Origin of the sequence: Azospirillum aestuarii, from assembly GCF_016632405.1 — a bacterium.
Taxonomy (GTDB): domain Bacteria; phylum Pseudomonadota; class Alphaproteobacteria; order Azospirillales; family Azospirillaceae; genus Azospirillum; species Azospirillum aestuarii.
In genome coordinates, this window is the sequence record NZ_JAEPIV010000002.1 from 669777 (window position 1) to 692215 (window position 22439).

21 protein-coding genes are annotated in these 22439 nt (G+C 68.9%); 8 read left to right on the forward strand and 13 right to left on the reverse strand.

Annotated elements, in window-relative coordinates; all coding sequences use genetic code 11:
* Window positions 1-7: 7 nt before the first annotated feature.
* Both JJL56_RS07790 and JJL56_RS07795 read right to left on the reverse strand, forming a co-directional pair.
* Window positions 8-217, reverse strand: a complete 210-nt coding sequence (locus JJL56_RS07790; RefSeq protein ID WP_014238764.1) for a cold-shock protein — start codon at window positions 215-217, stop codon at window positions 8-10.
* 356 nt (window positions 218-573) lie between these two features.
* Window positions 574-2010 carry a sigma-54-dependent transcriptional regulator gene (locus JJL56_RS07795; protein ID WP_145623051.1) on the reverse strand — a complete coding sequence of 479 codons (1437 nt, stop codon included), beginning with the start codon at window positions 2008-2010 and terminating at the stop codon, window positions 574-576.
* 296 nt (window positions 2011-2306) lie between these two features.
* Between JJL56_RS07795 and coaBC the strand changes: the two genes are divergently transcribed.
* The 8 genes from coaBC (at window position 2307) to JJL56_RS07835 (ending at window position 8255) form a co-directional block, all read left to right on the forward strand.
* Window positions 2307-3563, forward strand: coding sequence for a bifunctional phosphopantothenoylcysteine decarboxylase/phosphopantothenate--cysteine ligase CoaBC (gene coaBC, locus JJL56_RS07800; protein ID WP_200484825.1), 1257 nt, complete (start codon window positions 2307-2309; stop codon window positions 3561-3563).
* Complete coding sequence (gene dut, locus JJL56_RS07805) at window positions 3560-4054, forward strand: dUTP diphosphatase (protein WP_200484827.1); 495 nt, start codon at window positions 3560-3562, stop codon at window positions 4052-4054. The genes coaBC and dut overlap by 4 nt, the downstream gene beginning before the upstream one ends.
* A complete protein-coding gene (locus tag JJL56_RS07810) occupies window positions 4054-4509 on the forward strand; it encodes an RrF2 family transcriptional regulator (RefSeq protein ID WP_014238770.1) in 456 nt (151 codons plus the stop codon). Before dut ends, JJL56_RS07810 begins: the two co-directional genes overlap by 1 nt.
* A 75-nt stretch (window positions 4510-4584) precedes the next feature.
* Entirely contained in the window at window positions 4585-5544 is a 960-nt protein-coding gene (gene cysK, locus JJL56_RS07815) for a cysteine synthase A (RefSeq protein ID WP_145623054.1), read from the forward strand.
* 309 nt (window positions 5545-5853) lie between these two features.
* Window positions 5854-6666: a hypothetical protein gene (locus JJL56_RS07820; RefSeq protein WP_145623055.1), complete on the forward strand. Its 813-nt coding sequence runs from the start codon at window positions 5854-5856 to the stop codon at window positions 6664-6666.
* Window positions 6667-6740: 74 nt separating this feature from the next.
* Window positions 6741-7529 (forward strand): HesA/MoeB/ThiF family protein, encoded by a 789-nt coding sequence (locus JJL56_RS07825; RefSeq protein ID WP_200484828.1) that lies wholly within the window; start codon window positions 6741-6743, stop codon window positions 7527-7529.
* A 25-nt stretch (window positions 7530-7554) separates the two neighbouring features.
* Window positions 7555-7992, forward strand: coding sequence for a DsrE family protein (locus tag JJL56_RS07830; protein ID WP_145623057.1), 438 nt, complete (start codon window positions 7555-7557; stop codon window positions 7990-7992).
* A 5-nt stretch (window positions 7993-7997) separates the two neighbouring features.
* Window positions 7998-8255, forward strand: a complete 258-nt coding sequence (locus tag JJL56_RS07835; protein WP_145623058.1) for a hypothetical protein — start codon at window positions 7998-8000, stop codon at window positions 8253-8255.
* A 163-nt stretch (window positions 8256-8418) separates the two neighbouring features.
* Here JJL56_RS07835 and phoB read toward each other — a convergent pair whose 3' ends face one another.
* The 11 genes from phoB to JJL56_RS07885 form a co-directional block, all read right to left on the reverse strand.
* Window positions 8419-9123 (reverse strand): phosphate regulon transcriptional regulator PhoB, encoded by a 705-nt coding sequence (gene phoB, locus JJL56_RS07840; RefSeq protein WP_145623059.1) that lies wholly within the window; start codon window positions 9121-9123, stop codon window positions 8419-8421.
* Window positions 9124-9154: 31 nt separating this feature from the next.
* On the reverse strand, window positions 9155-9955 hold the full coding sequence (phoU, locus tag JJL56_RS07845; protein WP_200484830.1) for a phosphate signaling complex protein PhoU: 801 nt from the start codon (window positions 9953-9955) through the stop codon (window positions 9155-9157).
* 45 nt (window positions 9956-10000) lie between these two features.
* A complete protein-coding gene (pstB, locus tag JJL56_RS07850; RefSeq protein WP_174444024.1) occupies window positions 10001-10786 on the reverse strand; it encodes a phosphate ABC transporter ATP-binding protein PstB in 786 nt (261 codons plus the stop codon).
* A gap of 37 nt (window positions 10787-10823) precedes the next feature.
* Window positions 10824-12122, reverse strand: a complete 1299-nt coding sequence (gene pstA, locus JJL56_RS07855) for a phosphate ABC transporter permease PstA (RefSeq protein WP_200484831.1) — start codon at window positions 12120-12122, stop codon at window positions 10824-10826.
* The gene (gene pstC, locus JJL56_RS07860; protein WP_145623062.1) at window positions 12115-13497 is read right to left on the reverse strand and encodes a phosphate ABC transporter permease subunit PstC; all 1383 of its coding nucleotides are present in this window, start codon (window positions 13495-13497) and stop codon (window positions 12115-12117) included. The genes pstA and pstC overlap by 8 nt, the downstream gene beginning before the upstream one ends.
* Window positions 13498-13589: 92 nt before the next feature.
* The gene (locus JJL56_RS07865; RefSeq protein WP_200484833.1) at window positions 13590-14633 is read right to left on the reverse strand and encodes a substrate-binding domain-containing protein; all 1044 of its coding nucleotides are present in this window, start codon (window positions 14631-14633) and stop codon (window positions 13590-13592) included.
* A gap of 192 nt (window positions 14634-14825) precedes the next feature.
* On the reverse strand, window positions 14826-16337 hold the full coding sequence (locus tag JJL56_RS07870; RefSeq protein ID WP_145623064.1) for an ATP-binding protein: 1512 nt from the start codon (window positions 16335-16337) through the stop codon (window positions 14826-14828).
* 153 nt (window positions 16338-16490) lie between these two features.
* Complete coding sequence (locus tag JJL56_RS07875) at window positions 16491-18761, reverse strand: NADP-dependent malic enzyme (protein ID WP_145623065.1); 2271 nt, start codon at window positions 18759-18761, stop codon at window positions 16491-16493.
* A 218-nt stretch (window positions 18762-18979) separates the two neighbouring features.
* Window positions 18980-19642 carry a Crp/Fnr family transcriptional regulator gene (locus JJL56_RS07880; RefSeq protein WP_247889243.1) on the reverse strand — a complete coding sequence of 221 codons (663 nt, stop codon included), beginning with the start codon at window positions 19640-19642 and terminating at the stop codon, window positions 18980-18982.
* A 180-nt stretch (window positions 19643-19822) separates the two neighbouring features.
* Window positions 19823-19963: a cbb3-type cytochrome oxidase assembly protein CcoS gene (ccoS, locus tag JJL56_RS32990; RefSeq protein WP_237904913.1), complete on the reverse strand. Its 141-nt coding sequence runs from the start codon at window positions 19961-19963 to the stop codon at window positions 19823-19825.
* Window positions 19917-22400: a heavy metal translocating P-type ATPase gene (locus JJL56_RS07885; RefSeq protein ID WP_200484834.1), complete on the reverse strand. Its 2484-nt coding sequence runs from the start codon at window positions 22398-22400 to the stop codon at window positions 19917-19919. The genes ccoS and JJL56_RS07885 overlap by 47 nt, the downstream gene beginning before the upstream one ends.
* Window positions 22401-22439 lie beyond the last annotated feature (39 nt).

The window sequence follows — 22439 nt, forward strand, 5'->3', positions numbered from 1 at the left end:
CGCGGCTTCACTCCATGACGCTGATGTTGACCGCGGCGTCCTTGCCGTTGTTGCCGCGCGCGACCTCGAACTCGACGCGCTGGCCCTCGGACAGGGCGTGAAGACCCGACTTCTGCACGGCCGTGATGTGCACGAACACGTCCTTGGCGCCGGCTTCCGGCGCGATGAAGCCATATCCCTTGGTGGTGTTGAACCATTTGACGGTGCCGGTGGTCATAAGGCGAACTCCTGCTCCTCGGTCGGGGTCCGCCGCCGATCCGCGCCGCGGGGCGCAAGGGACCGGCGAAGGACGATGGGCTGTGCGGCGGCCATGCGCGGCGCCACGCGGAAGCGCAAGCAAAGCAACGCGAGGGGAGGCTAGCCGGACGGCACCGGAACCGGCAAGGCGGCTTCACGGCATATACCCAATGTGGCCGAATCGGTCATTTTGAAATAAGCCGATGGCGGCGGGTCCCGGCACGGCAAGACTTTCGATGGTCTTGCGTGAATTGAACGCACACGAAGCCTATGCTTCGGCAGGACCAGCGGCGTGGGACCGGAGCGGGGGAGTGGGACTTCCGGAGCGGCCGGAAATCACAGCTTTCCTTCGGCCTGCCAAGCGAGGCGCTTGCGGTAGATGGTCGAGGCGCTGATCTCCAGCAGGGCAGCGGCGCGGGGGATGTTGCCGTCGCAGGCGGCGATGGCCTCCTCGATGGCGTCGCGCTCCACCTCCCACAGCGGCTTCACCGTCTTGGGGGATGGCGCGTGGGCCACGGGTCCATGGCCGGCGGCATGCCCGCCGCCATGGCCGTTTCCGCCGCCACTGGCGGGAAACGGCGCGACGGCCCCCGCCGGGCTGCCGAGCGGAGCCGGCAGCATGGCCGGCGTCACGGTGTCGCCGTCGTGCAGAACCACGATGTTGCGCACCACGTTCTGCACCTGCCGCACGTTGCCCGGCCAGTGGTAGGTGCGCAGCGCCTGCTCCGCCGCCGGGGAGAAGCGGACGAAACCCTTGCCCTCCTCCCGCGCGTAATCGCTCAGGAACTGGCGGCAGATCTCCAGCACGTCGTCCTCGCGCTCGCGCAGCGGCGGCAAATGGATGGGGATCACGTGCAGCCGGTAATAGAGATCCTCGCGGAAGCGCCCCTCCTCGACCTCGCGCAGGGGATCGCGGTTGGTCGCGCAGATGATGCGCAGATCGACCTTCTCCACCCGGCTGCCGCCGACCGGCGTGAAGGTGCCGGTCTGGATGAAGCGCAGCAGCTTGGTCTGGAGGTCGGGCGCCAGCTCGCAGATCTCGTCGAGGAACAGGGTGCCGCCGTTGGCCCGCGCCGCGGCGCCCTCGCGGTCGGCCACCGCCCCGGTGAAGGAGCCCTTCATGTGGCCGAAGATCTCGCTCTCCATCAGGTCCTTGGGGATGGCCCCGCAGTTGATGGCGATGAAGGGCCGGTCGGCCCGCGGGCTCTGCCGGTGGATGGCCTCGGCGCAGACCTCCTTGCCGGTGCCCGACTCGCCGGTGATGAAGACCGTCGCGCGGGAGGAGGCGGCGCTGTCGATGATCCGGTAGACGGCCTGCATCGCCAGCGAGGAGCCGAGGAAGCCGTGGTAGCGGCTGCGCCCCAGGTCCTTCTCGAAGCTGTCGACGAGTTGGGCTAGGCGCAGCCGCTCCATGGCGTTGCGCACGGTGACGGTCAGCCGCTCCGCCGAGAAGGGCTTCACCAGGAAATCATAGGCGCCGTAGCGCATCGCCTCCACCGCGACCCCGACCGACCCGTGGGCCGTGATGATGATGACGGCGCAGGGCAGCGCCTGGGCGCTGATCCGCTTCAGCACCTCCATCCCGTGCATGTCGGGAAGCTGAAGATCCAGCAGCACGATCCGCGGCACGCCGTCGGCGAGCTGCTCCAACGCCGCGGCCCCGGTCTCCACCGTGATGACGGCGGTGCAGTCCTTCTTCAGGAACTCCGCATAGACGCGGGCCAGCGACGGCGTGTCTTCGACAAGAAGGACTGGCGTGGAGCGCGGGGGCATGGACCGTATGGATTCGAAAGAAAATCACGACGGAGGCGGTCGGATTGAACTGGTTATCAGCAAATCCTTAAAAATGCACTCTACGCGATGACGGGCTGTGGACGAAAGACCTGGAATGCGGCCGCGCAACGAAATATCCCATCCATGGTTTCACACGCCGGTCATGGATGTGCATTTCACACCGGATTTGCTGTGAGGATGAGCGAAGGACGCTTGTACCCGGCGCCGTGATGGAATATCTGAATTCTACAGATTTCATCGCCTGCACAATCCATAGCAAGGAGCGGCGGACCCCCGTGGCCGAAACATCAGTGCTGTCCGGCAAGCGCATCCTGCTCGTCATCGCGGGCGGCATCGCGGCCTACAAGAGCCTGGAGCTGATCCGCCGCCTGAAGGAGCGGGGCGTGCGCGTGCGCGCGGTCCTGACCCGGGCGGGGGCGCAGTTCGTCACGCCCCTGTCCGTGCAGGCGCTGACCGAGGACACCGTCTATCAGGACCTGTGGTCCCTGACCGACGAGTCGGAGATGGGGCACATCCAGCTGTCGCGCGACGCCGACCTGCTGGTCGTCGCCCCGGCCACCGCCAACCTGCTGGCCCGCATGGCCGCCGGCATGGCCGACGATCTGGCCGCCACCGTGCTGCTGGCCACCGACAAGCCGGTGCTCGTCGCCCCGGCGATGAACGTCCGCATGTGGGAGCATCCGGCGACCCGCGACAACCTCGCGCTTCTGGAGAAGCGCGGCGTGCGCCGGATCGGCCCGAACAAGGGCGAGATGGCCTGCGGCGAGTACGGGTTCGGGCGCATGGCCGAGCCGATGGAGATCGTCCAGGCCATCGCCGCCCATTTCGAGGAACTGGACGCGCCAAGGCCGCTGGCCGGCAAGCGCGCGCTGGTCACCAGCGGCCCGACCGTCGAACCGATCGACCCGGTTCGCTACATCGCCAACCGTTCCTCCGGCAAGCAGGGCCACGCCATCGCCGAGGCGCTGCGGCGGCTGGGCGCCGAGGTGACGCTGGTTACCGGCCCGACCCACCTGCCCGATCCGCCCGGCTGCACCGTGCGCGCCATCGAAACGGCGCGGGAGATGCTGGCGGCCTGCGAGTCGGCCCTGCCCGCGGACATCGCGGTCTGCGCCGCTGCCGTCGCCGACTGGCGCGTGGCCGGCGAGTCGGACCGCAAGCTGAAGAAGGACGGCGGCGGCCCGCCGAGCCTGGCCCTGACCGAGAATCCCGACATCCTGGCGACCCTGTCCCAGCCGGGGCCGCGCCGTCCGGCGCTGGTCGTCGGCTTCGCCGCGGAGACCGGCAATGTGGTGGACTACGCGACCGCCAAGCGCGCGCGCAAGGGCTGCGACTGGATCGTCGCCAACGACGTGTCGCCGGGCACCACCACCTTCGGCGGGGCCGACAACACCGTCCATCTGATCCGCGCCGACGGCGCCGAGGACTGGCCCACCATGGGCAAGGACGCCGTGGCCGCCCGCCTGGCCGAGGCCATCGCCCGGCATTTCAACCCACCCCCTGCACCCACCCCCCAGGAGACCATTCCGTGAGCGCAACGGCATCCGCCATTCCCGTTCCCATCGTCCGGCTCGCCCACGCCGCGGGGCTGGACCTGCCGACCTACGCGACGGAGCATGCGGCGGGCATGGACCTGCTGGCCGCGCTGGCGGAGCCGGTCGTCCTGGAGCCGGGCCGCCGCGCGCTGATCCCCACCGGCGTCGCCTTCGCCCTGCCCGACGGGTATGAGGCGCAGGTGCGGCCGCGCTCCGGTCTGGCGCTGAAGCACGGGGTCACGGTGCTGAACAGCCCCGGCACCATCGACGCCGACTACCGCGGCGAGGTCGGGGTGATCCTGATCAACCACGGCGACCAGCCCTTCACGGTGGAGCGCGGGCAACGCATCGCCCAGCTGGTGATCGCCCGCTACGAACGCGCCGCCTGGGCCGAGTCGGCCGCCCTGCCCGACAGCGCCCGCGGAACGGGCGGCTTCGGCTCCACCGGCCAGTTCGCGCCGCCCTCCCCCGCGCAGGAGTCGCGCTGATGCTCCGCATTTCCAAGAAGCTGATGTTCGCGATCGAGGCGGTTCTGGACATCGCCTACAACGCCGGCACCGAACCCGTGCAGTCCGGCGAGATCACGCGCCGCCAGGGCATTCCCAAGCGCTATCTGGAGCAGGTTCTCCAGCAGCTCGTCCGCGACGGCGTTTTGGCCGGCGTGCGCGGGCCGCGCGGCGGCTACCGGCTGGCCCGCGAGCGCCGGCGGATCACGCTGGGCGAGATCGTGAAGGTCGTCCGCTCCATGGAGACCGCGACCGACCCCATCGAGGAGCCGGCAGGCTCCATCCTGGGGCACAAGGTGGTGCGCCCGCTGTGGAACGAGCTTCAGGAGGAATGCATGAAGAAGCTCGACGACATCACCATTGAGGATCTCTGCCTGCGCGCCCGCACCGCCGGCGTCGAGAGCGAGACCGAAGACCGCATCGATTTTACGATTTGATCCCACCCGGAAAACGGTTAAATTCTACACATGCTGTAGAAAGTGGGAAAATACCACATACCGGAGGAGTGAAAAATGCCGGGTTCCGAGTTTCGCGGTAAGATCTACGACAGCATTCTCGACACCGTCGGCGCCACGCCGCTGGTGCGCGTCAACCGGCTGGCCGAGGACGCCGGGGCCAAGGCCCAGATCGTCGGCAAGCTGGAGTTCTTCAACCCGCTGGCCAGCGTGAAGGACCGCATCGGCTTCGCCATGATCGACGCCGCGGAGCGCGCCGGCGCCATCGAGCCGGGCCGCACCACCCTGGTCGAGCCGACGTCGGGCAACACCGGCATCGCGCTGGCCTTCGTCGCCGCCGCCAAGGGCTACCGGCTGATCCTGACCATGCCGGAAAGCATGTCGGTTGAGCGGCGCAAGATGCTGAAGCTGCTCGGCGCCGAGCTGGTGCTGACCCCGGCGGCGGAGGGCATGAAGGGCGCCATCCGCCGGGCCGACGAGATCGTCGCCACCGATCCGAACGCCTACATGCTCCAGCAGTTCAAGAACCCCGCCAACCCGGAGATCCACCGCAACACCACCGCGGAGGAGATCTGGAAGGACACCGACGGTCAAGCCGACATCCTGATCTCCGGAGTCGGCACCGGCGGCACGCTGACCGGCGTGTCGGAGGTCCTGAAGGCCCGCAAGCCCGGCTTCCGCACCATCGCGGTGGAGCCGGAGGACAGCCCCGTCCTGTCCGGCGGCATGCCCGGCCCGCACAAGATCCAGGGCATCGGCGCCGGTTTCGTGCCGGACGTCCTGAACAAGGACCTGATCGACGAGGTCGTCCGCATCTCCAACCAGCGCGCCTTCGAGACGGCCCGCAAGGTGGCGAAGCTGGAAGGCATCCCGGTCGGCATCTCCTCGGGGGCCGCGCTGGCGGCGGCGCTGGAGATCGGCTCCCGTCCGGAGAACGAGGGCAAGCTGATCGTCGTGATCCTGCCCTCCTTCGCCGAGCGCTATCTCTCCACCGCCCTGTTCGAAGGGCTGGAGTAAACCGGTCTCCCCTCTCCCATATCCGCCTGCGGCCGTGGGAGAGGGATGTCCGGCTTGCTGGCCGCGCAACCGGGCGGCGAATATTGCGCCGTCGCGCATCCTGTTGTAGAATGGGCTCCGTCCGGTCTTTGCGCCCGCCGTTGTCATCGGGCGGCGCTTTGACAAAAAGATTGGATTTTAGTAATCTAAACTGTCGGCGCCGGGGGTTTCGGCCGGCGCGGCTCCGCCGTTTCAGGCGACGGCCCGGCTTGCGGCACGGCCGCCCGACGATGCGGAGCTGACGGCACAGGACCAGCGGGGGAGGCCACCATGGGCGTTGCGATTCCGAATGCCTCGACGATGAACTGGTTCCAGTTCCGCGGCATCACCAACGAATTGGACTCCAACCTCGCATCCACCGACTACCGCCAGTTCACGGTGTCGAAGACCGGCGAATTCAATTTCAAGATCGCCGACATCAACACCAACATCAAGATCGTCGACCAGAACAACAAGGTCGTCGCCGAAGCCAAGGCGAAGAACGAGTCGGCGCAGACCAGCGCGAAGCTCGGCCCCGGCACTTATACGGCGGTCATCTCCCAGGCCGTGCGCGGGGTGAACGAGCGGGAATACACGCTGGACATCACCGAACGCCAGAGCGTCATGATGGTGGGGAGCGGCGCCCAGATGAAGGGCATCGCCCGCGCCGTCGTGGGCAACGACAGCGGCGTGCAGAAGCACTCGCTGACCGTCGCCCAGGGCGGTGAGTTCGTCGGCAACATGTCCCTGCCCTACACGCGCTGGGCCGTCATGAGCAAGGAGGGCAAGGTCGTGGCCTCCGGCGACACGATGGACCCGGCGAAGTCGGGCGAGGACATGCTGAAGAAGCCCAGCTTCAAGATCGAACCCGGCCAGTACGAGCTGGTGATCGTCCCGCCGAAGAACGTGGTCGGCGAAATCCCCTATCAGCTCAACTTCGTCCAGAAGGTGGCCAAGTCGCCCGACGACACGAGCGAGGAGCGCCCATTCGACAAGATCATGCGGGAACGCGAGGCCCGTCTGAAGCAGTGGGCGGCGGAGGATGCGAACAAATCGTCCAGCACGTCGAAGACCACCCCCTACAAGATGAGCCTGCTGGCCTGACGCTTCCGCCCGCGGCGGGGCTCTGAGCAAGGGGGCTTGCGCGGCACGGGGCGTTCCGCGCTATTCTGCGGACCATGGATTTCACCGACACCCAGCTTCACCGCTATTCCCGCCACATCATCCTGCCGGAGGTCGGCGGCGTCGGGCAGGAGGCGCTGCTGCGTGCCCGCGTCCTGGTCATCGGGGCCGGCGGGCTGGGCGCGCCGTTGCTGCTCTACCTCGCCGCGGCGGGGGTGGGCACCATCGGCGTCATCGACGACGACACGGTGGACCTGTCCAACCTGCAACGGCAGGTGATCCACGATGAGTCGTCGCTCGGCGTTCCGAAGGTGGAGAGCGCCGCCGCCCGCATCCGCGCGCTGAACCCCGACGTGGCGGTGGAGGTGCACAAGACGCGGCTGACCAGGGACAACGCGCTGGACCTGATCGGCCGCTACGACATCGTGGCCGACGGGTCGGACAATTTCGCCACGCGCTTCCTGCTGAACGACGCCTGCTACTTCGCGGGTAAGACGCTGGTGTCGGCGGCGATCCTGCGCTTCGACGGGCAGGTGTCCACCTTCAAAGCGCATCTCGGCGCCCCGCACCCCTGCTACCGCTGCCTGTTCCCGGAGCCGCCGCCGCGCGGGCTGGTGCCGTCCTGCTCCGAGGGCGGCGTTCTGGGGGCGCTGGGCGGCTTCGTCGGCTCGCTCCAGGCGACCGAGGTGCTGAAGGAGATCCTGGGCATCGGCGAGGGCCTGTCGGGCAGCCTGATGATGCTCGACACGCTGCACGCCTCGTTCCAGCGCATCACGGTGCGCCGCGACCCGGACTGCCCGCTGTGCGGCGCCCACCCGACCATCCACGACCTGTCCGCCCACTGAGCGGCGCTTGGGAGAGCCCTGACCCATGGAAGGTCCTGAAAACCTGTCCATCGTCCTGTTCGCGGGCGGCTTCGACCGGGTTCACTACGCCCTGGTGATGGCCAGCGCGGCGGCGGCGACCAACCGCAAGGTCACGCTGTTCTTCACCGGCCGCGCCCTGAACACGCTGCTGGCCGAGGACGCGGACGGCGCGCCGGGCTGGCACCGGCTGGACCCCGCCGACGACGGCCGCCGCCCGGCGGAGCGCGACGCCGCCTTCACCGCCGACGGGCTGGCCGGCTTCGAGGAGTTGCTGGAAGCCTGCGTGATGCTGAAGGTCACGGTCATGGCCTGCGAGATGGGGCTGCGCGCGCTCGGCCTGCCCGTTGGCGCCCCGCTGCGCCCCGACGTGCCGGTGAAGACCGGCGGAGTCGTCACCTTTCTGAACGACGCGCCGAAGACCGGCGCGATCCTGTTCGTGTGAGCGCCATGACCGACGACCACAGCTTGGTGATCGAACACGCGAACCGCTTCGAGGCGATCGCCGCAGAGGGTTTCGAGGGCCGGCCCTACCGGGACGCGCTGGCCCATCTGGCGCAGCATGTGACGGCGCATCCCGATCTCGCCCCGCGGGTGGCGTACGCCCTGCGCATGATGATCGGCTTCATCGAGGACAGCGACCCGGCGAAGCGCTTCGGCCCGAAGGTGGAGATTTTGCGGGAGGCGGTGGGGCTGCTGGAGGGGTGAACAGCTCCGCCACGTGGCCCCCACCCTTCCCACGCTTGCGCGTGGGCCCCTTCCCTCCCCCGCTTCGCAGGAGAGGGAGATGGTCGCGAAGCGGCGGCAGTCCCCTCCCCTGCGAAGCGGGGGAGGGTAAGGGTGGGGCAAGGTCAGCGTCCGGGCATTTCGGTTAGATGGACTTGCTGTCCAGCGCGTAGCCGGCCGAACGGACGGTGCGGATCAGGTCCATCTCCGTCTCCTCGTTCATCGCCTTGCGCAAGCGGCGGATGTGCACGTCCACGGTGCGCGGCTCGACATAGACGTCGTGGCCCCACACCACGTCGAGCAGCTGCTCGCGCGAGAAGACTCGGCCGGGATGCTGCATGAAATGGCGCAGCAGGCGGAACTCGGTCGGACCCAGATGCACGTCGCGGCCGTTCCGGCGCACCCGGTGGGCGGCCAGATCCATGGTCACGTCGGCGAACTGCAGCGTCTCGTCGGTCATGCCAGGCGCCGAACGGCGCAGCACGGCGCGCATGCGGGCGACCAGCTCGGTCGGGGAGAAGGGCTTGGTGATGTAGTCGTCGGCGCCGGAATTCAGGCCGCGCACGCGGTCCGCCTCCTCGCCGCGGGCGGTCAGCATGATGATCGGGATGTCGCGCATCTTGCTGTTGCGGCGCATCTGGCGGCAGACCTCCAGCCCCGACATCAGCGGCAGCATCCAGTCGAGCAGGACGATGTTCGGCGTCTGCTCCCCGGCCAGCAGAAGGGCTTCCTCGCCGTCGGTGGCGGCGTTAACCCGGAAGCCTTCCTTCTCCAGATTGTACTTCAGCAGCGTCACGATGTCGGCTTCGTCCTCGACGACGAGGACGAGCGGCTTCAGCGCCGAATTCATGCTTGTCCCGCTCCCACTGCGCGTCTCGCCGTCACGCGGCATGTCCCGCTCCATCGTTATCCGGGCCGCCGTCCCGCGGCAATCCCCGTTCCACCGCCTCGGTGGCCGCATCCATGACCGAACCGCCCGGCTCGACCACGGCGAAGCTGCTGCCGTCGTTCTTCGGACGCGCCGCGCGCAGCGTCGTCCCGACCACCAGATAGTGGATGGTCTCGGCGATGTTGGTGGCGTGGTCGCCGATCCGCTCCAGGTTCTTCGCCATGAACAGCAGGTGCGTGCAGGGCGTGATGTTGCGCGGGTCCTCCATCATGTAGGTCAGGACCTCGCGGAACAGGCTGGTGTAGAGGTCGTCCAGTTCCTCGTCGCGCTCCCAGGCGGCGATGGCGCGCTGGACGTCGCGCTCGATGTAGGCGTCCAGCACGTCCTTCATGATCGACTCGACCAGCCGCCCCATGCGCGGGATCGCCACCGCCGGGCGCACCACCGGCACCTGGGCCAGCGCCAGCGAGCGCTTGGCGATGTTGGAGGCGTAGTCGCCGATCCGCTCCAGGTCCGACGCGATCTTCAGCGCCGACACGATCTCGCGCAGGTCCTGGGCCAGCGGCTGGCGCAGGGCGAGCAGGCGCACGGCCTCGGCGTCGATGTCGCGCTCGTAGGCGTCGATGCGCAGGTCGGCCTGCATGACCTGGGCGGCCAGCGCGACGTCGCGGCGGGCCACCGCCTTCACGGCGGCGTCCACCTGCGCTTCGGCGACGCCGCCCATCTGGGTGATCAGGTTGGACAGGCGCTCAAGTTCGTGCGCGAAGGAACGCACGATGTGTTCGTTGCTCATGCTTCACGTCCTTCGCTGATGGAAGAGTAGTGGCGATGCCGGGGATCAGCCGTAGCGGCCGGTGATGTAGCCCTGGGTGCGCTCGTCCCGCGGGTTGGTGAAGATTTCCTCGGTGTCGTCGCACTCGACCATGTCGCCGAGATGGAAGAAGGCGGTCTTCTGGGAGACGCGGGCCGCCTGCTGCATGTTGTGGGTGACGATGACGATCGTGTAGTTCTCGCGCAGCTCGTCGATCAGCTCCTCGATGTGGGCCGTCGCGATGGGGTCGAGCGCCGAGCAGGGCTCGTCCATCAGGATCACCTCGGGGCTGACGGCGATGGCGCGGGCGATGCACAGGCGCTGCTGCTGGCCGCCGGACAGGCCGGTGCCCGGCTCGCGCAGGCGGTCCTTCACCTCGTTCCACAGGCCGGCGCGCTGCAGCGAGGTCTGGACGATCTCGTCCATCTCGTCGCGGTGGCTGGCGATGCCGTGGATGCGCGGGCCGTAGGCGATGTTGTCGTAGATCGACTTCGGGAACGGGTTCGGCTTCTGGAAGACCATGCCGACGCGGGCGCGGAGCTGCACCGCGTCGATGTTCTTGCCGTAGACGTCCTCGCCGTCGAGCGCGATCAGTCCCTCGACGCGGCAGTTCTCGATGGTGTCGTTCATGCGGTTCAGGCAGCGCAGGAACGTCGACTTGCCGCAGCCGGACGGGCCGATCAGGGCCATCACGCGGTTTTCCTGGATCTCCAGGTTGATGCCCTTGAGCGCCTGTTTGGCCCCGTAGAACACCTTGACGTCACGGGCGACCATCTTGGTGCCGTGGATGCCGGCGGCGGGACGCGAAGCCATGGCCGTGGCCGGGATGTGGGTCTGGACGCTCATGGGGTTACCAACGCCTCTCGAATTTCTTGCGCAGGAAGACGGCCAGGCCGTTCATCAGGATGAGGAAGGCGAGCAGGATCAGGATCGCCGCGGAGGTGCGTTCCGTGAAGGCCCGCTCGGGGCTGTCCGCCCACATGTAGATCTGCACCGGCATGGCCGTGGCGCTGTCGGTCAGGCCGCCCGGGATGTCCACGATGAAGGCCACCATGCCGATCATCAGCAGCGGCGCCGTCTCGCCCAGCGCGCGGGCCATGCCGATGATGGTGCCGGTCAGGATGCCCGGCAGGGCCAGCGGCAGGACGTGGTGCGTCACCGTCTGCAGCGGCGAGGCGCCGACGCCCAGCGCCGCTTCGCGGATCGACGGCGGCACCGCCTTCAGCGCAACGCGCGAGGCGATGATGATGACCGGCAGGGTCATCAGCGCCATCACCAGACCGCCGACCAGCGGGGCGGAGCGCGGCAGCCCGAAGAAGCCGAGGAACACCGCCAGACCGAGCAGGCCGAAGATGATCGACGGCACCGCGGCGAGGTTGTTGATGTTCACCTCGATCAGGTCGGTCCAGCGGTTCTTCGGCGCGAACTCCTCCAGATAGACCGCGGCGGCGATGCCGATGGGCACCGACAGCAGCATGGTCACCACCAGCGTCAGGGCGGAGCCGACGACGGCCCCCAGGATGCCCGCCTGTTCCGGCTCGCGGCTGTCGCCGGCGGTGAACAGGGTGGTGTTGAAGGTGCTGCGGATCGACCCGTTGGCGACCAGCGCGTCGATGGCGGTGATCTTGACGTCGCTCAGCCGGCGCTCGCTCTCCGGCACGTCGCGCCGGATGAAGCCCTTCATGAACTGGTCGATCTCGTCGTCGGCGCGGACCCAGACCGTCTGCGTGGTGCCGACGATGGACGGGTTGGCGTTGACCATCGCCTCCAGCTCGTACGGCGCGCCTGAGGACAGCAGGTCGTTCAGCGAGCGGCGGGTGGCGCGGTCGGTGGCCGCCGGGACCTGGGCGTAGAGCGCCTGCCGGACGATGGCGGTGTAGTTCCGCTCCTCGACCTGCTGCTTGTCGAGCGTCACCTCCAGCCGGATCTGCGCCTGCCAGAAGGCGGTGTAGCCCTTGCTGACGATGGAGCCGAGCAGAACCACCAGCATCAGAGACGCGATCCCGACGGCGAGCATCCCGGCGATCCGGAACCGGCGCTCCGCGGCGTAGCGGCGGCGCAGGCGGGCGGAGAACTCCTCGCTCTGGTAGCGCGACTTGGTGACGGCGACCGACATGGCCCGCGTATCCTGTTCCACGAGGTCAGTCATATTTCTCTCGATACTTCTGGACCACCCGGAGGGCGACCATGTTGAGGGTGAGGGTCACGACGAACAGGACGAGGCCCAGCCCGAAGGCCGACAGCGTCTTGGGGCTGTCGAACTCCTGGTCGCCGACCAGCAACGTGGCGATCTGCGTCGTCACCGTGGTCACGGCGTCCAGCGGGTTGGCGGTCAGGTTGGCGGTGAGGCCGGCGGCCATGGTGACGATCATCGTCTCGCCGATGGCGCGGCTGACCGCCAGCATGATGGCGGCGACAATGCCCGGCAGGGCGGCGGGCAGCACGACCAGCCGGATCGTCTCCGACTTGGTGGCGCCCAGCCCGTAGGAGCCGTCGCGCAAGCTCTGCGGCACCGCGTTGATGACGTCGTCCGACAGCGAGCTGACGAAGGGGATGATCATCACGCCCATCACGAAGCCGGCGGCCAGCGCCGATTCCGAGCTGACGCTCAGCCCCAGGCTGTTGCCCACGTCGCGGACGAAGGGCGCCATGGTCAGGGCGGCGAAGAAGCCGTAGACCACGGTCGGGATGCCGGCCAGCACCTCCAGGATCGGCTTCAGCCAGGTGCGCAGGCCCGGGCTGGCGTATTCCGACATGAAGATGGCCGCCATCAGCCCGACCGGAACCGCCACTGCCATGGCGATGCCGGTGATCAGCAGCGTGCCGGCGAACAGCGGGATCGCGCCGAAGGAGCCGCTGGAGCCCACCTGGTCGGCGCGCATGGCCATCTGCGGGCTCCAGTGCGTGCCGAACAGGAACTCCAGGGGATTGACCACCGCGAAGAAGCGGATCGCCTCGAACAGAAGCGACAGCACGATGCCGATGGTGGTCAGGATGGCGACCAGCGAGCAGATGACCAGCGCGATGTTGACCGTGCGCTCCACCCGGTTGCGGGCGCGCAGGTCGGGGTCGATCCGGCCGCGGGCGTAGAGCAGGCCGCCGATGGCGATGCAGCAGCCGATGACCAGCAGGCTCCAGTCGCCGAGCGCGTGCAGCCGCAGATAGCGCTCCGCCGCGGCGACCACCTCCGGATCGGGCTCGCGGCCCGTGGTGACGCCGTGGGCGAGGTTCAGGATGTCGGCGCGCAGCAGGCCGAGCGACTGGGCGTCGCCGTTGACCAGCCGGTCCGGCAGGCCGGACAGGACCATCTGCATGACCAGCCAGCCTTCCGACGCCCCCCAGAAGGCGAAGAGCAGCAGGGCCGGAAGCCCCGCCCAGAGGGCGACGTAGAAGCCGTGGTAGGACGGCACCGAATGAAGCTCGACGATGCGGCCGCCGACGGAGGCGACGGCACGCGACCGGCCCATCTGGTAACCGATCACTGTGAGCAGGGCCAGAATGATGAGCAGTACCGTGAGCTGCATGCGAAACCGCCGGAAATGGGCTGAAAACGGGCTCTTGGCACAAACGGGAAACCGGCGGCCCTCCGAGGAGAGCCGCCGGTCGCGTCAGCCGGTCAGAGCTGGAGCGGGGTCAGGTTGGTCGCCGAGGTGCGGGCGGCGTCGCGCTCCGCCTTCGGCAGGGAGATCAGACCCTTGTCGGACAGGTAGCCGTCCTCGCCCATCGCGCGCTCCGAGGTGAACTCGGCGACCAGCTCGCGGATGCCCGGGATGACGCCGGCGTGGGCGTTCTTGATGTAGATGAACAGCGGGCGCGACAGCTCGTACTTGCCGGCCTGGACCGCTTCCGGCGACAGATCGACGCCGTCCATCTTGGCGGTCTGCAGCTTGTCGCGGTTCTGGTCGTAGAAGCTGTAGCCGAACACGCCGAAGGCGTCGGGGTTGGCGGTCAGCTTCTGGACGATCAGGTTGTCGTTCTCGCCGGCCTCGACGTAGCCGCCGTCCTCGCGGATGGTCATGCAGGCCTTTTCACGGGCCTTCTCGTCGGCGACGATGGTCTTCACCTCGGCGACCTTCTTACAGCCTTCGAGCATCACCAGCTCGTTGAAGCTGTCGCGGGTGCCGGACGTCGGGGGCGGGCCGAGAACCTCGATCTCCTTGTTCGGGAGCTTCGGGTCGATGTCCGACCACTTCTTGTAGGGGTTGGCGACCATCTTGCCGTCGACCGGCACGTCCTTGGCCAGGGCCTTCCACAGGACCTGGGTGGTCAGGTCGGTGTGCGGGGCCTGCTTGGAATAGGCCAGCGCGATGCCGTCGTAGCCGATCTTCAGCTCGGTGATCTGGGCGACGCCGTTGGCGGCGCACTGCTCGACCTCGGACTTCTTGATGCGGCGCGAGGCGTTCGCGACGTCCGGATGCTGCGGGCCGACGCCCGCGCAGAACAGCTTCAGGCCGCCGCCGGTGCCGGTCGACTCGACGACCGGGGTCTTGAACTTGCCGCCCTTGCCGAAGGCCTCGGCAACCGCCGTGGTGAACGGGAACACGGTCGAGGAGCCGACGGCGCGGATCTGGTCGCGCGACTGGGCGTTCGCAGCACCCGCGAAGGCGGCGGTCATGGCGACGACCGCAGCGGCGGTGACGGCGAGCTTCTTGGAATTCACGGTGATCCCTCCGATGGTCCGGATGTCTCTTTACCGGGGAACGCGATGGTCCAACCCCGTGCCGCTTCCCCCAGGGGCGGGCGGCTTGCGGGGCGGACACTAGTCGGGGTCCGCGACGCGCTGATTACGGTTTTATGACAGTTTCATGACGACGCCCACTTTCGGTCACGCCGATGGGGGTAACCGCAACCTCTACGCTTGGCGCCGCGCGGGCTCCGCGGCGCGGCCCTCTGCGGACTCCTCCGACGCCGCCGGCAGATAGACCGTGAAGGTGCTGCCCACCCCGACCGCGCTCTCGATGGTCAGGCGGCCGCGGTGGCGGTTCACGATGTGCTTCACGATGGCCAGCCCCAGCCCGGTGCCGCCCATCGCCCGCGACCGCGCGGCGTCGACGCGGTAGAAGCGTTCGGTCAGGCGCGGCAGGTGGGTGCGGGCGATGCCCTCCCCCTGGTCGCGCACGGCGACGGCGACCATCGGCATCCCACGGCCGGCGCGGCCCGCCGGGCCGGATACCCCGACCGCCATGCCGTCGGCGAGCGACACGGCGACGGTCACGTCGGTGTTCTCGCGCGTGTATTTGATCGCGTTGCTGACGAGGTTCTGGAAGACCTGGGTGAGCTGGTCCTCGTCGCCGACCACCGCGGGCAGGCCGTCCGGCGCCTCCAGCGTCAGGCGGATGCGGCGGCTGGCCGCCTTCAGCTCCAGCGCCGCCATCACCCCGTCCAGCCGGTCCAGCACGTCAACCTTTCCGGCGGGGGGCATGTGCTCGTCCAGCTCGATCCGCGACAGCGACAGCAGGTCGTTGACGAGGCGGGCCATGCGGCTGGCCTGATCCTGCATGATCGACAGGAAGCGCTCGTGCGCCTCCAGATCCTCGCGGGCGGGGCCGCGCAGCGTCTCGATGAAGCCGAGCAGGGAGGACAGCGGCGTGCGCAGCTCGTGGCTGGCGTTGGCGATGAAGTCGGCGCGCATCTGCTCCGACCGGCGCAGCGCGGTGATGTCGTGCAGCGTCAGGATGACCATCCGCCCCGGAACGGTTCCGGCGGCGGCCGGCGACCCGTCCTCGCCGGGGATCGGGCGGGGGACGCGCCGCTGGAAAGGCTTGACCCGCACCTCGAACATGCGTTCCACCGGCACCGGCAGGCTGAATTCCAGAATGCGCGAGGCGCCGCCCTTCAGCACCGCGTCCACCGCCTCCAGCACCGCCGGGTTGCGCAGCGAGGCGGCAAGGTCGCGGTCGAGGATGCGGTCGCCGAACAGGGCGCGCGCCGCCTGGTTGGCCCGCGCCACCTGCCGTTCCGCCCCCACCAGAACCAGCGGGTCGTGCAGCGCCTCGATGATGGATTCGTTGGCTTCGAGCTGGGCCAGCGCCAGTTCGGTGCGGGCGTTCATCACCCGGTGCAACCGCACCGCCGCCGCCGCCGCCGCCCGCACCGGACCGGACGCCGCGACGGGCAAGGACGGGACCGGCTCCGTCGGTCCGGCGGCGAGCTGCGCGGCGTGGGCGGCCACTGTCCGCAGGTCGCGGACATAGAGCTGGAGCATCAGCGCCACCCCGCCGATCCCGGCCAGCCCGCCCACAACCGCCACCACCGGACCGATCGCCCCCTGCCGCCACAGTCCCCACAGGGCCGGCAGCAGCGGCGCCAGCACCAGCGCGGCGGCGAGGATCAACCGGAGGGGCGGCATCGGCTTGGGAGTCATGGACGGCGCTTCTCGTGCGTCATGCGGACGGTTTTAGAGACGGAACTCCGCTTTTACACCATCCCGCAAGCCGGTGAGCGGGCGTCACAAAAGATTAACGCGCGGGCCGGGGAAATGCCCGACCCGCGCGTCCATAGGAAACCGCCTGTCCGCTTACCAGGGCAGCGAGTCGTGGGCCGCCAGCGCCGCCGCGGTGACCAGATCGTTGACCGAGGCGCCCATGGTGACGATCTGCGCCGGCTTGTCCAAGCCGATCAGCAGCGGACCGATCATCTGGCCGCCGGCCATCTTGTTGAGCAGCTTCGCCGTGATGTTGGCCGAATGCAGGCCGGGCATGATCAGCACGTTGGCCGGGCCGGACAGCCGGCAGAAGGGGTAGACCCGCTTCATCAGCTGGTAGTCCAGCGCCACGTCCGCCGACATCTCCCCGTCATACTCGAAATCGACGCGGCGGCTGTCGAGGATGGAAATGGCCTCGCGCAGCGGGTCGGTGTGGGGGTGCGGGTGCTGGCCGAAGTTGGAGAAGGACAGCAGCGCCACCCGCGGCTCGTGCCCCATCTGGCGCGCCTTGGCCGCGGCGCCGATGGCGATGTCGGCCAGCGTCTGGCCGTTCGGGCGGACATGCACCGTGGTGTCGGCGATCAGCACCGTGCGGTTGCGCGTCAGGAAGACGTGCAGGCCGAAGACCGGCTCGTTCGCCTTGGCGTCGATGACCCGGCGGATCTCCTCGAAGGCGACGCCGAAGGTGCGGGTCAGGCCGGTGACCATGGCGTGGGCGTCGCCCTGCGCCACCATCAGCGCGGCGAAGACGTTGCGGTCCTGGTTCACCATGCGCTGGCAATCGCGCAGCAGGGCGCCCTTGCGCTGCATCCGGCGGTACAGATAGTCGCTGTAGCGGCGGTTGGCGTCGGAGACGCGGGCGTTGTGGATCTCCAGCGAGACGGCGGACTGCCCCATCGCCGCCAGCTGCTCCTTGATGACCGCCTCGCGCCCGATCAGCACCGGCGTGCCGAATCCGGCGGCGCGGAAGGCCAGCGCGGCACGGATCGTCCGCTCCTCCTCGCCCTCGGCGAAGACGACGCGGCGCGGGTTGGCCTTCACCTTCTCCAAGATGAGTTGGAGGCTGTCCGCCGTGGGGTCGAGACGGGTGCGCAACGAATTCCGGTAGCCCGCAAGGTCGACGATGGGCTTGCGCGCCACGCCGGTTTCCATGGCGGCCTGGGCCACCGCGGCAGGAACCGTCACGATCAGCCGCGGGTCGAAGGGCACCGGGATGATGTATTCCGGCCCATAGCGCAGGCGGCGGCCCGAGTAGGCGGCGTCCACCTCGTCCGGCACGTCCTCGCGCGCCAGGGCGGCCAGCGCCTTGGCGGCGGCGACCTTCATCGCCTCGTTGATGGTGGTCGCCCGCACGTCGAGCGCGCCGCGGAACAGGTAGGGGAAGCCCAGGACGTTGTTGACCTGGTTCGGGTAGTCGGAGCGGCCCGTCGCCACGATGGCGTCGGAGCGGACGGCCTTCACCTCCTCCGGGGTGATTTCCGGATCGGGGTTGGCCAGCGCGAAGATGATCGGCTTCGCCGCCATCGACTTGACCATTTCCGGCGTCATCGCGCCCTTGGCCGACAGGCCGACGAAGACGTCGGAGCCGGCGACCGCCTCCTGGAGCGTGCGCTTGTCCGTCTCCACCGCGAAGGACGACTTCCACTGGTTCATGCCGTCGGTGCGGCCGCGGTAGACGACGCCCTTGGTGTCGCACAGGATGATGTTCTCGCGCGGCACGCCCATGGTGGTGAACAGCTCGGCGCAGGCGATGCCCGCAGCACCGGCGCCGTTGACCACCATCGTCACGTCCTTGAGGTTCCGCCCGGTGATGTCGCAGGCGTTGATCAGGCCGGCGGCGGCGATGATGGCGGTGCCGTGCTGGTCGTCGTGGAAGACGGGGATGTCCAGCAGCTCGCGCAGGCGCTCCTCGATGATGAAGCAGTCCGGCGCCTTGATGTCCTCCAGGTTGATGCCGCCGAAGCTCGGCCCGAGGAAGCGGACGCAGTTGACGAACTCGTCCACGTTCTTCGTATCGACCTCCAGATCGATGCCGTCCACGTCGGCGAAGCGCTTGAAGAGCACCGCCTTGCCTTCCATCACCGGCTTGGAGGCGAGCGCGCCGAGGTCGCCCAGGCCCAGCACCGCCGTGCCGTTGGAGATGACGGCGACGATGTTGCCCTTGGCCGTGTAGTCGTAGGCCGTGCTGGGGTCTTCCGCGATGCGCAGGCAAGGAACGGCCACGCCCGGCGAATAGGCCAGCGACAGGTCGCGCTGGGTCGTCAGCGGCTTGGTCGGCGCGATCTCCAGCTTGCCCGGACGCCCGGAGGAGTGCAGCAGAAGGGCTTCTTCGTCGGTGACGCGCTTTGTATCGGGTTCGGTCATCGGGGTTCGGTTCCTGAGCGTAGGCTGTTGCAGCCGTTCTTCTTTGGGCCGGCCGTCGTTGTTGTGATTGGTTCCGGCCGGTCGGGCGGCGGATGTTAGCCCGCGCGGGCGCGTCCCGCCAGAGCGGGATCGCACGAAAGATGCGAATTTTTCCTGGAATACGACATATCAGATCACGAACGATGATCGAAGCAATCGTTTCGTGTCCGGAAAGAGGCTCAGCAGCCCTCGGCCATGTCGTAGATGGCGTCCATGTCGCTGATTAGGACCTTGTTGCCTTCCTGCAGCGAGATGGTTCCGGCGGTCTTCAGCTGGGTGAAGGTGCGGCTGACCGTCTCGGTGGTCAGGCCCAGGTAATCGGCGATGTCGGCCCGGCTCATCGGCACGTAGACGGGGTTTTCCTTGTGCCCGCGCCGGGCGGCGCGCTGGGACAGCATCAGCAGGAAGGAGCAGATCTTCTCCTTCGCCGTCTTGCGGCCGAGCAGCAGCATCTGGTCCTGCGCCGCCGCCAGCTCGTTCGAGGCCATGGAGAAGAGACGGCGCTGCATCTTCGGGAACTCGTCCATCAGCGCGTCGATCTTCTTGCGCGGGAAGCGGCAGAGTGTCGCCGCCGTGACCGTTTCCGCGGTGTAGGCGTAGCTGTCGTTGACCGCCAGCCCCAGGAAGTCGCCGGTGACGAGGAAGCCGGTGATCTGGCGGCGCCCGTCCGGCAGCAGCTTGTAGAGCTTCACGGTGCCGGCGGTGACGTTGTAGAGCGCGTCCGCCGCGTCGCCTTCGCTGAACAGGGTCTGTCCGGCCTCGACGCGGGAGGTCTGGAGGATATCGGCGAGACGGCGCAGTTCCTCGGGGTCCAGGGCGGCGCAGACGGTCAGACTGCGCACGGGACAGGCCCCACAGGGATTCATCTCACTCGCCGCGCCCTTTTCGCGGGCGCGCCCCATGTCAAAGGGTGGCATGGCATGACCCAACCCTTAGCCGTACAACGCGCCCATAATCGTCATATTCGGTCTGTTTCGCAACGGTGCTCGCAGTGGCCGTCGCCGAATTGCCATACGAACGCCTTATGAGCGCCCCTTCGGCGGGCTGGACGGCTCGGCGTTGGGGCGCGGCGGCTCGTCGTCGAACAGGATGCGGTGGGCCGCCCCGTCGAGATCGTCAAACTGCCCGGACTTGAGAGCCCACAGGAACGCCCCCAGGCCCATCAGCCCCAGGCTCAGCGCGATCGCGATCAGATAGAGAAGCTCGGTCATCGGTCAGGTCCTTGGTCACCGCGCCACGGCTGAGCCGCAGGGCGTTGGCGATAACGATCAGGGAGGAGGAGGACATGGCCAGCGCCGCCAGCAGCGGCGTCAGCATGCCCGCCATGGCGATGGGCACCGCGAACAGGTTGTAAACCAGCGCGATACCGAAATTCTGGCGCACCAGCCGCCCAGAGCGGCGGGACACCTCGAACGCCTCCAGGATGGGGCGCAGGCGGCGGCCCTGGAACACCACGTCGGCGGCGGTCTGGCTGACGTCCACCGCGGTGGACGGCGACATCGACACGCTGGCCGCGGCCAGCGCCGGGGCGTCGTTCAACCCGTCGCCGACCATCAGCACCTTGCGGCCCTCGGCGGCGAGCGCGTCCAGAACGGCGGTTTTGTCGGCGGGCGTCTGGCCGGCCCGCCAGTCCTCGATGCCCAGCTGCGCGGCCACCGCGGCCACAGCACCACGGCGGTCGCCGGACAGCAGCCGGACGTCCAGGCCCCGCGCCTTCAGCCCGCGCACCACCGCCGCGGCGTCGGCGCGCGGCGCGTCGAGGAAGGTGATGCGGACCGGGGCGGCGCCGGGACGGGCCAGCCACAGCTCCGGCCCCGCGGCGTCCTCCGCCGCGTCCGGCGCGCCGGTGAAGGCGCGGCTGCCCAGCCGGATCTCCCCCCCAGAGCCATCCAGGGCGGAACCATCCAGGGCGAGGCCGGCGCCGGGAACCTCGCGCACGCCGGCGGCGACGGGAACGTTGGGCAGCGCGCGGGTCAGGGCGCGGGCCAGCGGATGGCGGCTGGCCCCGGCGAGCGCGGCGGCGAGGCGCAGGTCGTCCTCGGCCACGCCGTCGAGCTGCGGGACGGGGCGTCCCTCGGTCAGCGTGCCGGTCTTGTCGAAGACCACCGTGTCGATGACGGCCAGCCGCTCCAGCGCCGTGGCGGTCTTCAGCAGGATGCCCTGCCGCATCAGCCGCCCGCTGGCGATCACCTGGACCACCGGCACGGCCAGGGCCAGCGCGCAGGGGCAGGTGATGATCAGCACGGCGACGGCGTTCATCAGCGAATCCTGCCAGGGCAGCCCGCCGAGAATCAGCCAGCCCAGAAAGGTGCCCAGCGCCGCCACATGGACGACCGGGGCGTAATGGCGCGACACCCGGTCGGCGATGGCGACGTATTTTGCGCGGCCCTGCTCCGCCACCTCCATCAGCCGGACGATCTCGGCCAGCAGCGTGCCCTCCCCCACCGCGGTGACGGTCACGCGCAGCGGAGCGGTGAGATTCAGCATGCCGGCGAACACGCGGTCGCCGGGGCGAACGCTGCCCGGCACCGTCTCGCCGGTGATCAGGGCGGTGTCGAGGTCGGACACGCCGTCGGCCACCGTGCCGTCGACCGCGACCCGCTCACCCACCGCCACCAGGATGGTGGAGCCGGGGCTGACCTGATCCGGCGGGACGATGGCGCTTCGCCCGTCCTCGTTCAGCACGGTCACCGAGGTGGCGTGCAGGCCCAGAAGCTGCTCCGCCGCCGAGCGCGCCCGGCCCCGCGCCCGCTGGTCGAGATAGCGCCCGATCAGCAGGAAGAACAGCAGCATCATCGCGCCGTCGAAATAGGCGTGCTGGCCGCTGTTGATCGTCTCGAACAGGCTCATGCTGGTGGCGAGCAGGACACCGATGGTGATCGGCACGTCCATGTTCGTCCGCCCGCGCCGCAGCGCCTGGAAGGCCGAGCGCGCGAAGGGCCGCAGGGCGTAGGCGATGGCCGGCATGCAGACCAGCGCCGACAGCCAGTGCATCAGGTCGCGGGTGGCGGAGCCCATGCCCGTCGCGTGACCGGCCCAGACCGACACCGACAGCAGCATCACGTTGCTGGCGCCGAAGCCGGCGACGGCCAGCGAGCGCAGAAGTTCCTTCTCCGTCTTCGCTTGAGCGTCGCCCAGCCGCTCCGGATCGAAGGGAACGGCGCGGTAGCCGATGCGGGCGACGGTGTCGACCACCGTGTTGGCGTCGGTCTCGGACTCGCGCCAGGTCACCGACAGGCGGCGCGTGGTCATGTTCAGCCGCGCGTGGGTCACCCCCGGCTGGCGGGCCAGCGCCGTCTCGATCAGCCAGACGCAGGCCGCGCATTGCAGCCCGTCGACCATCAGGTGCAGCGAGGCGGTGCCGTCCTCGGCGTGCTTGGCGTGGGGGGCGTAGTCGAGCGGCGGTGCCTCGCCGTCCGGGCGCAGGGGCCGGGCGGCGGGATCGACGCAGCGCCGCTCGTAATAGCGTTCCAGCCCGAGCCCGCGGACGAGATCGTAGGCCGCCGCGCAGCCGGTGCAGCAGAAGGGGCCGGCGCCGTCGGAGGCGGTGGTGCCGGTGCCCTCGGGATGCTCCTGCCCGCAGTGGAGGCAGACGGTCATGTCACGAAACCCGTGTGCTGGTGTGCCGTAGGTTTGGGC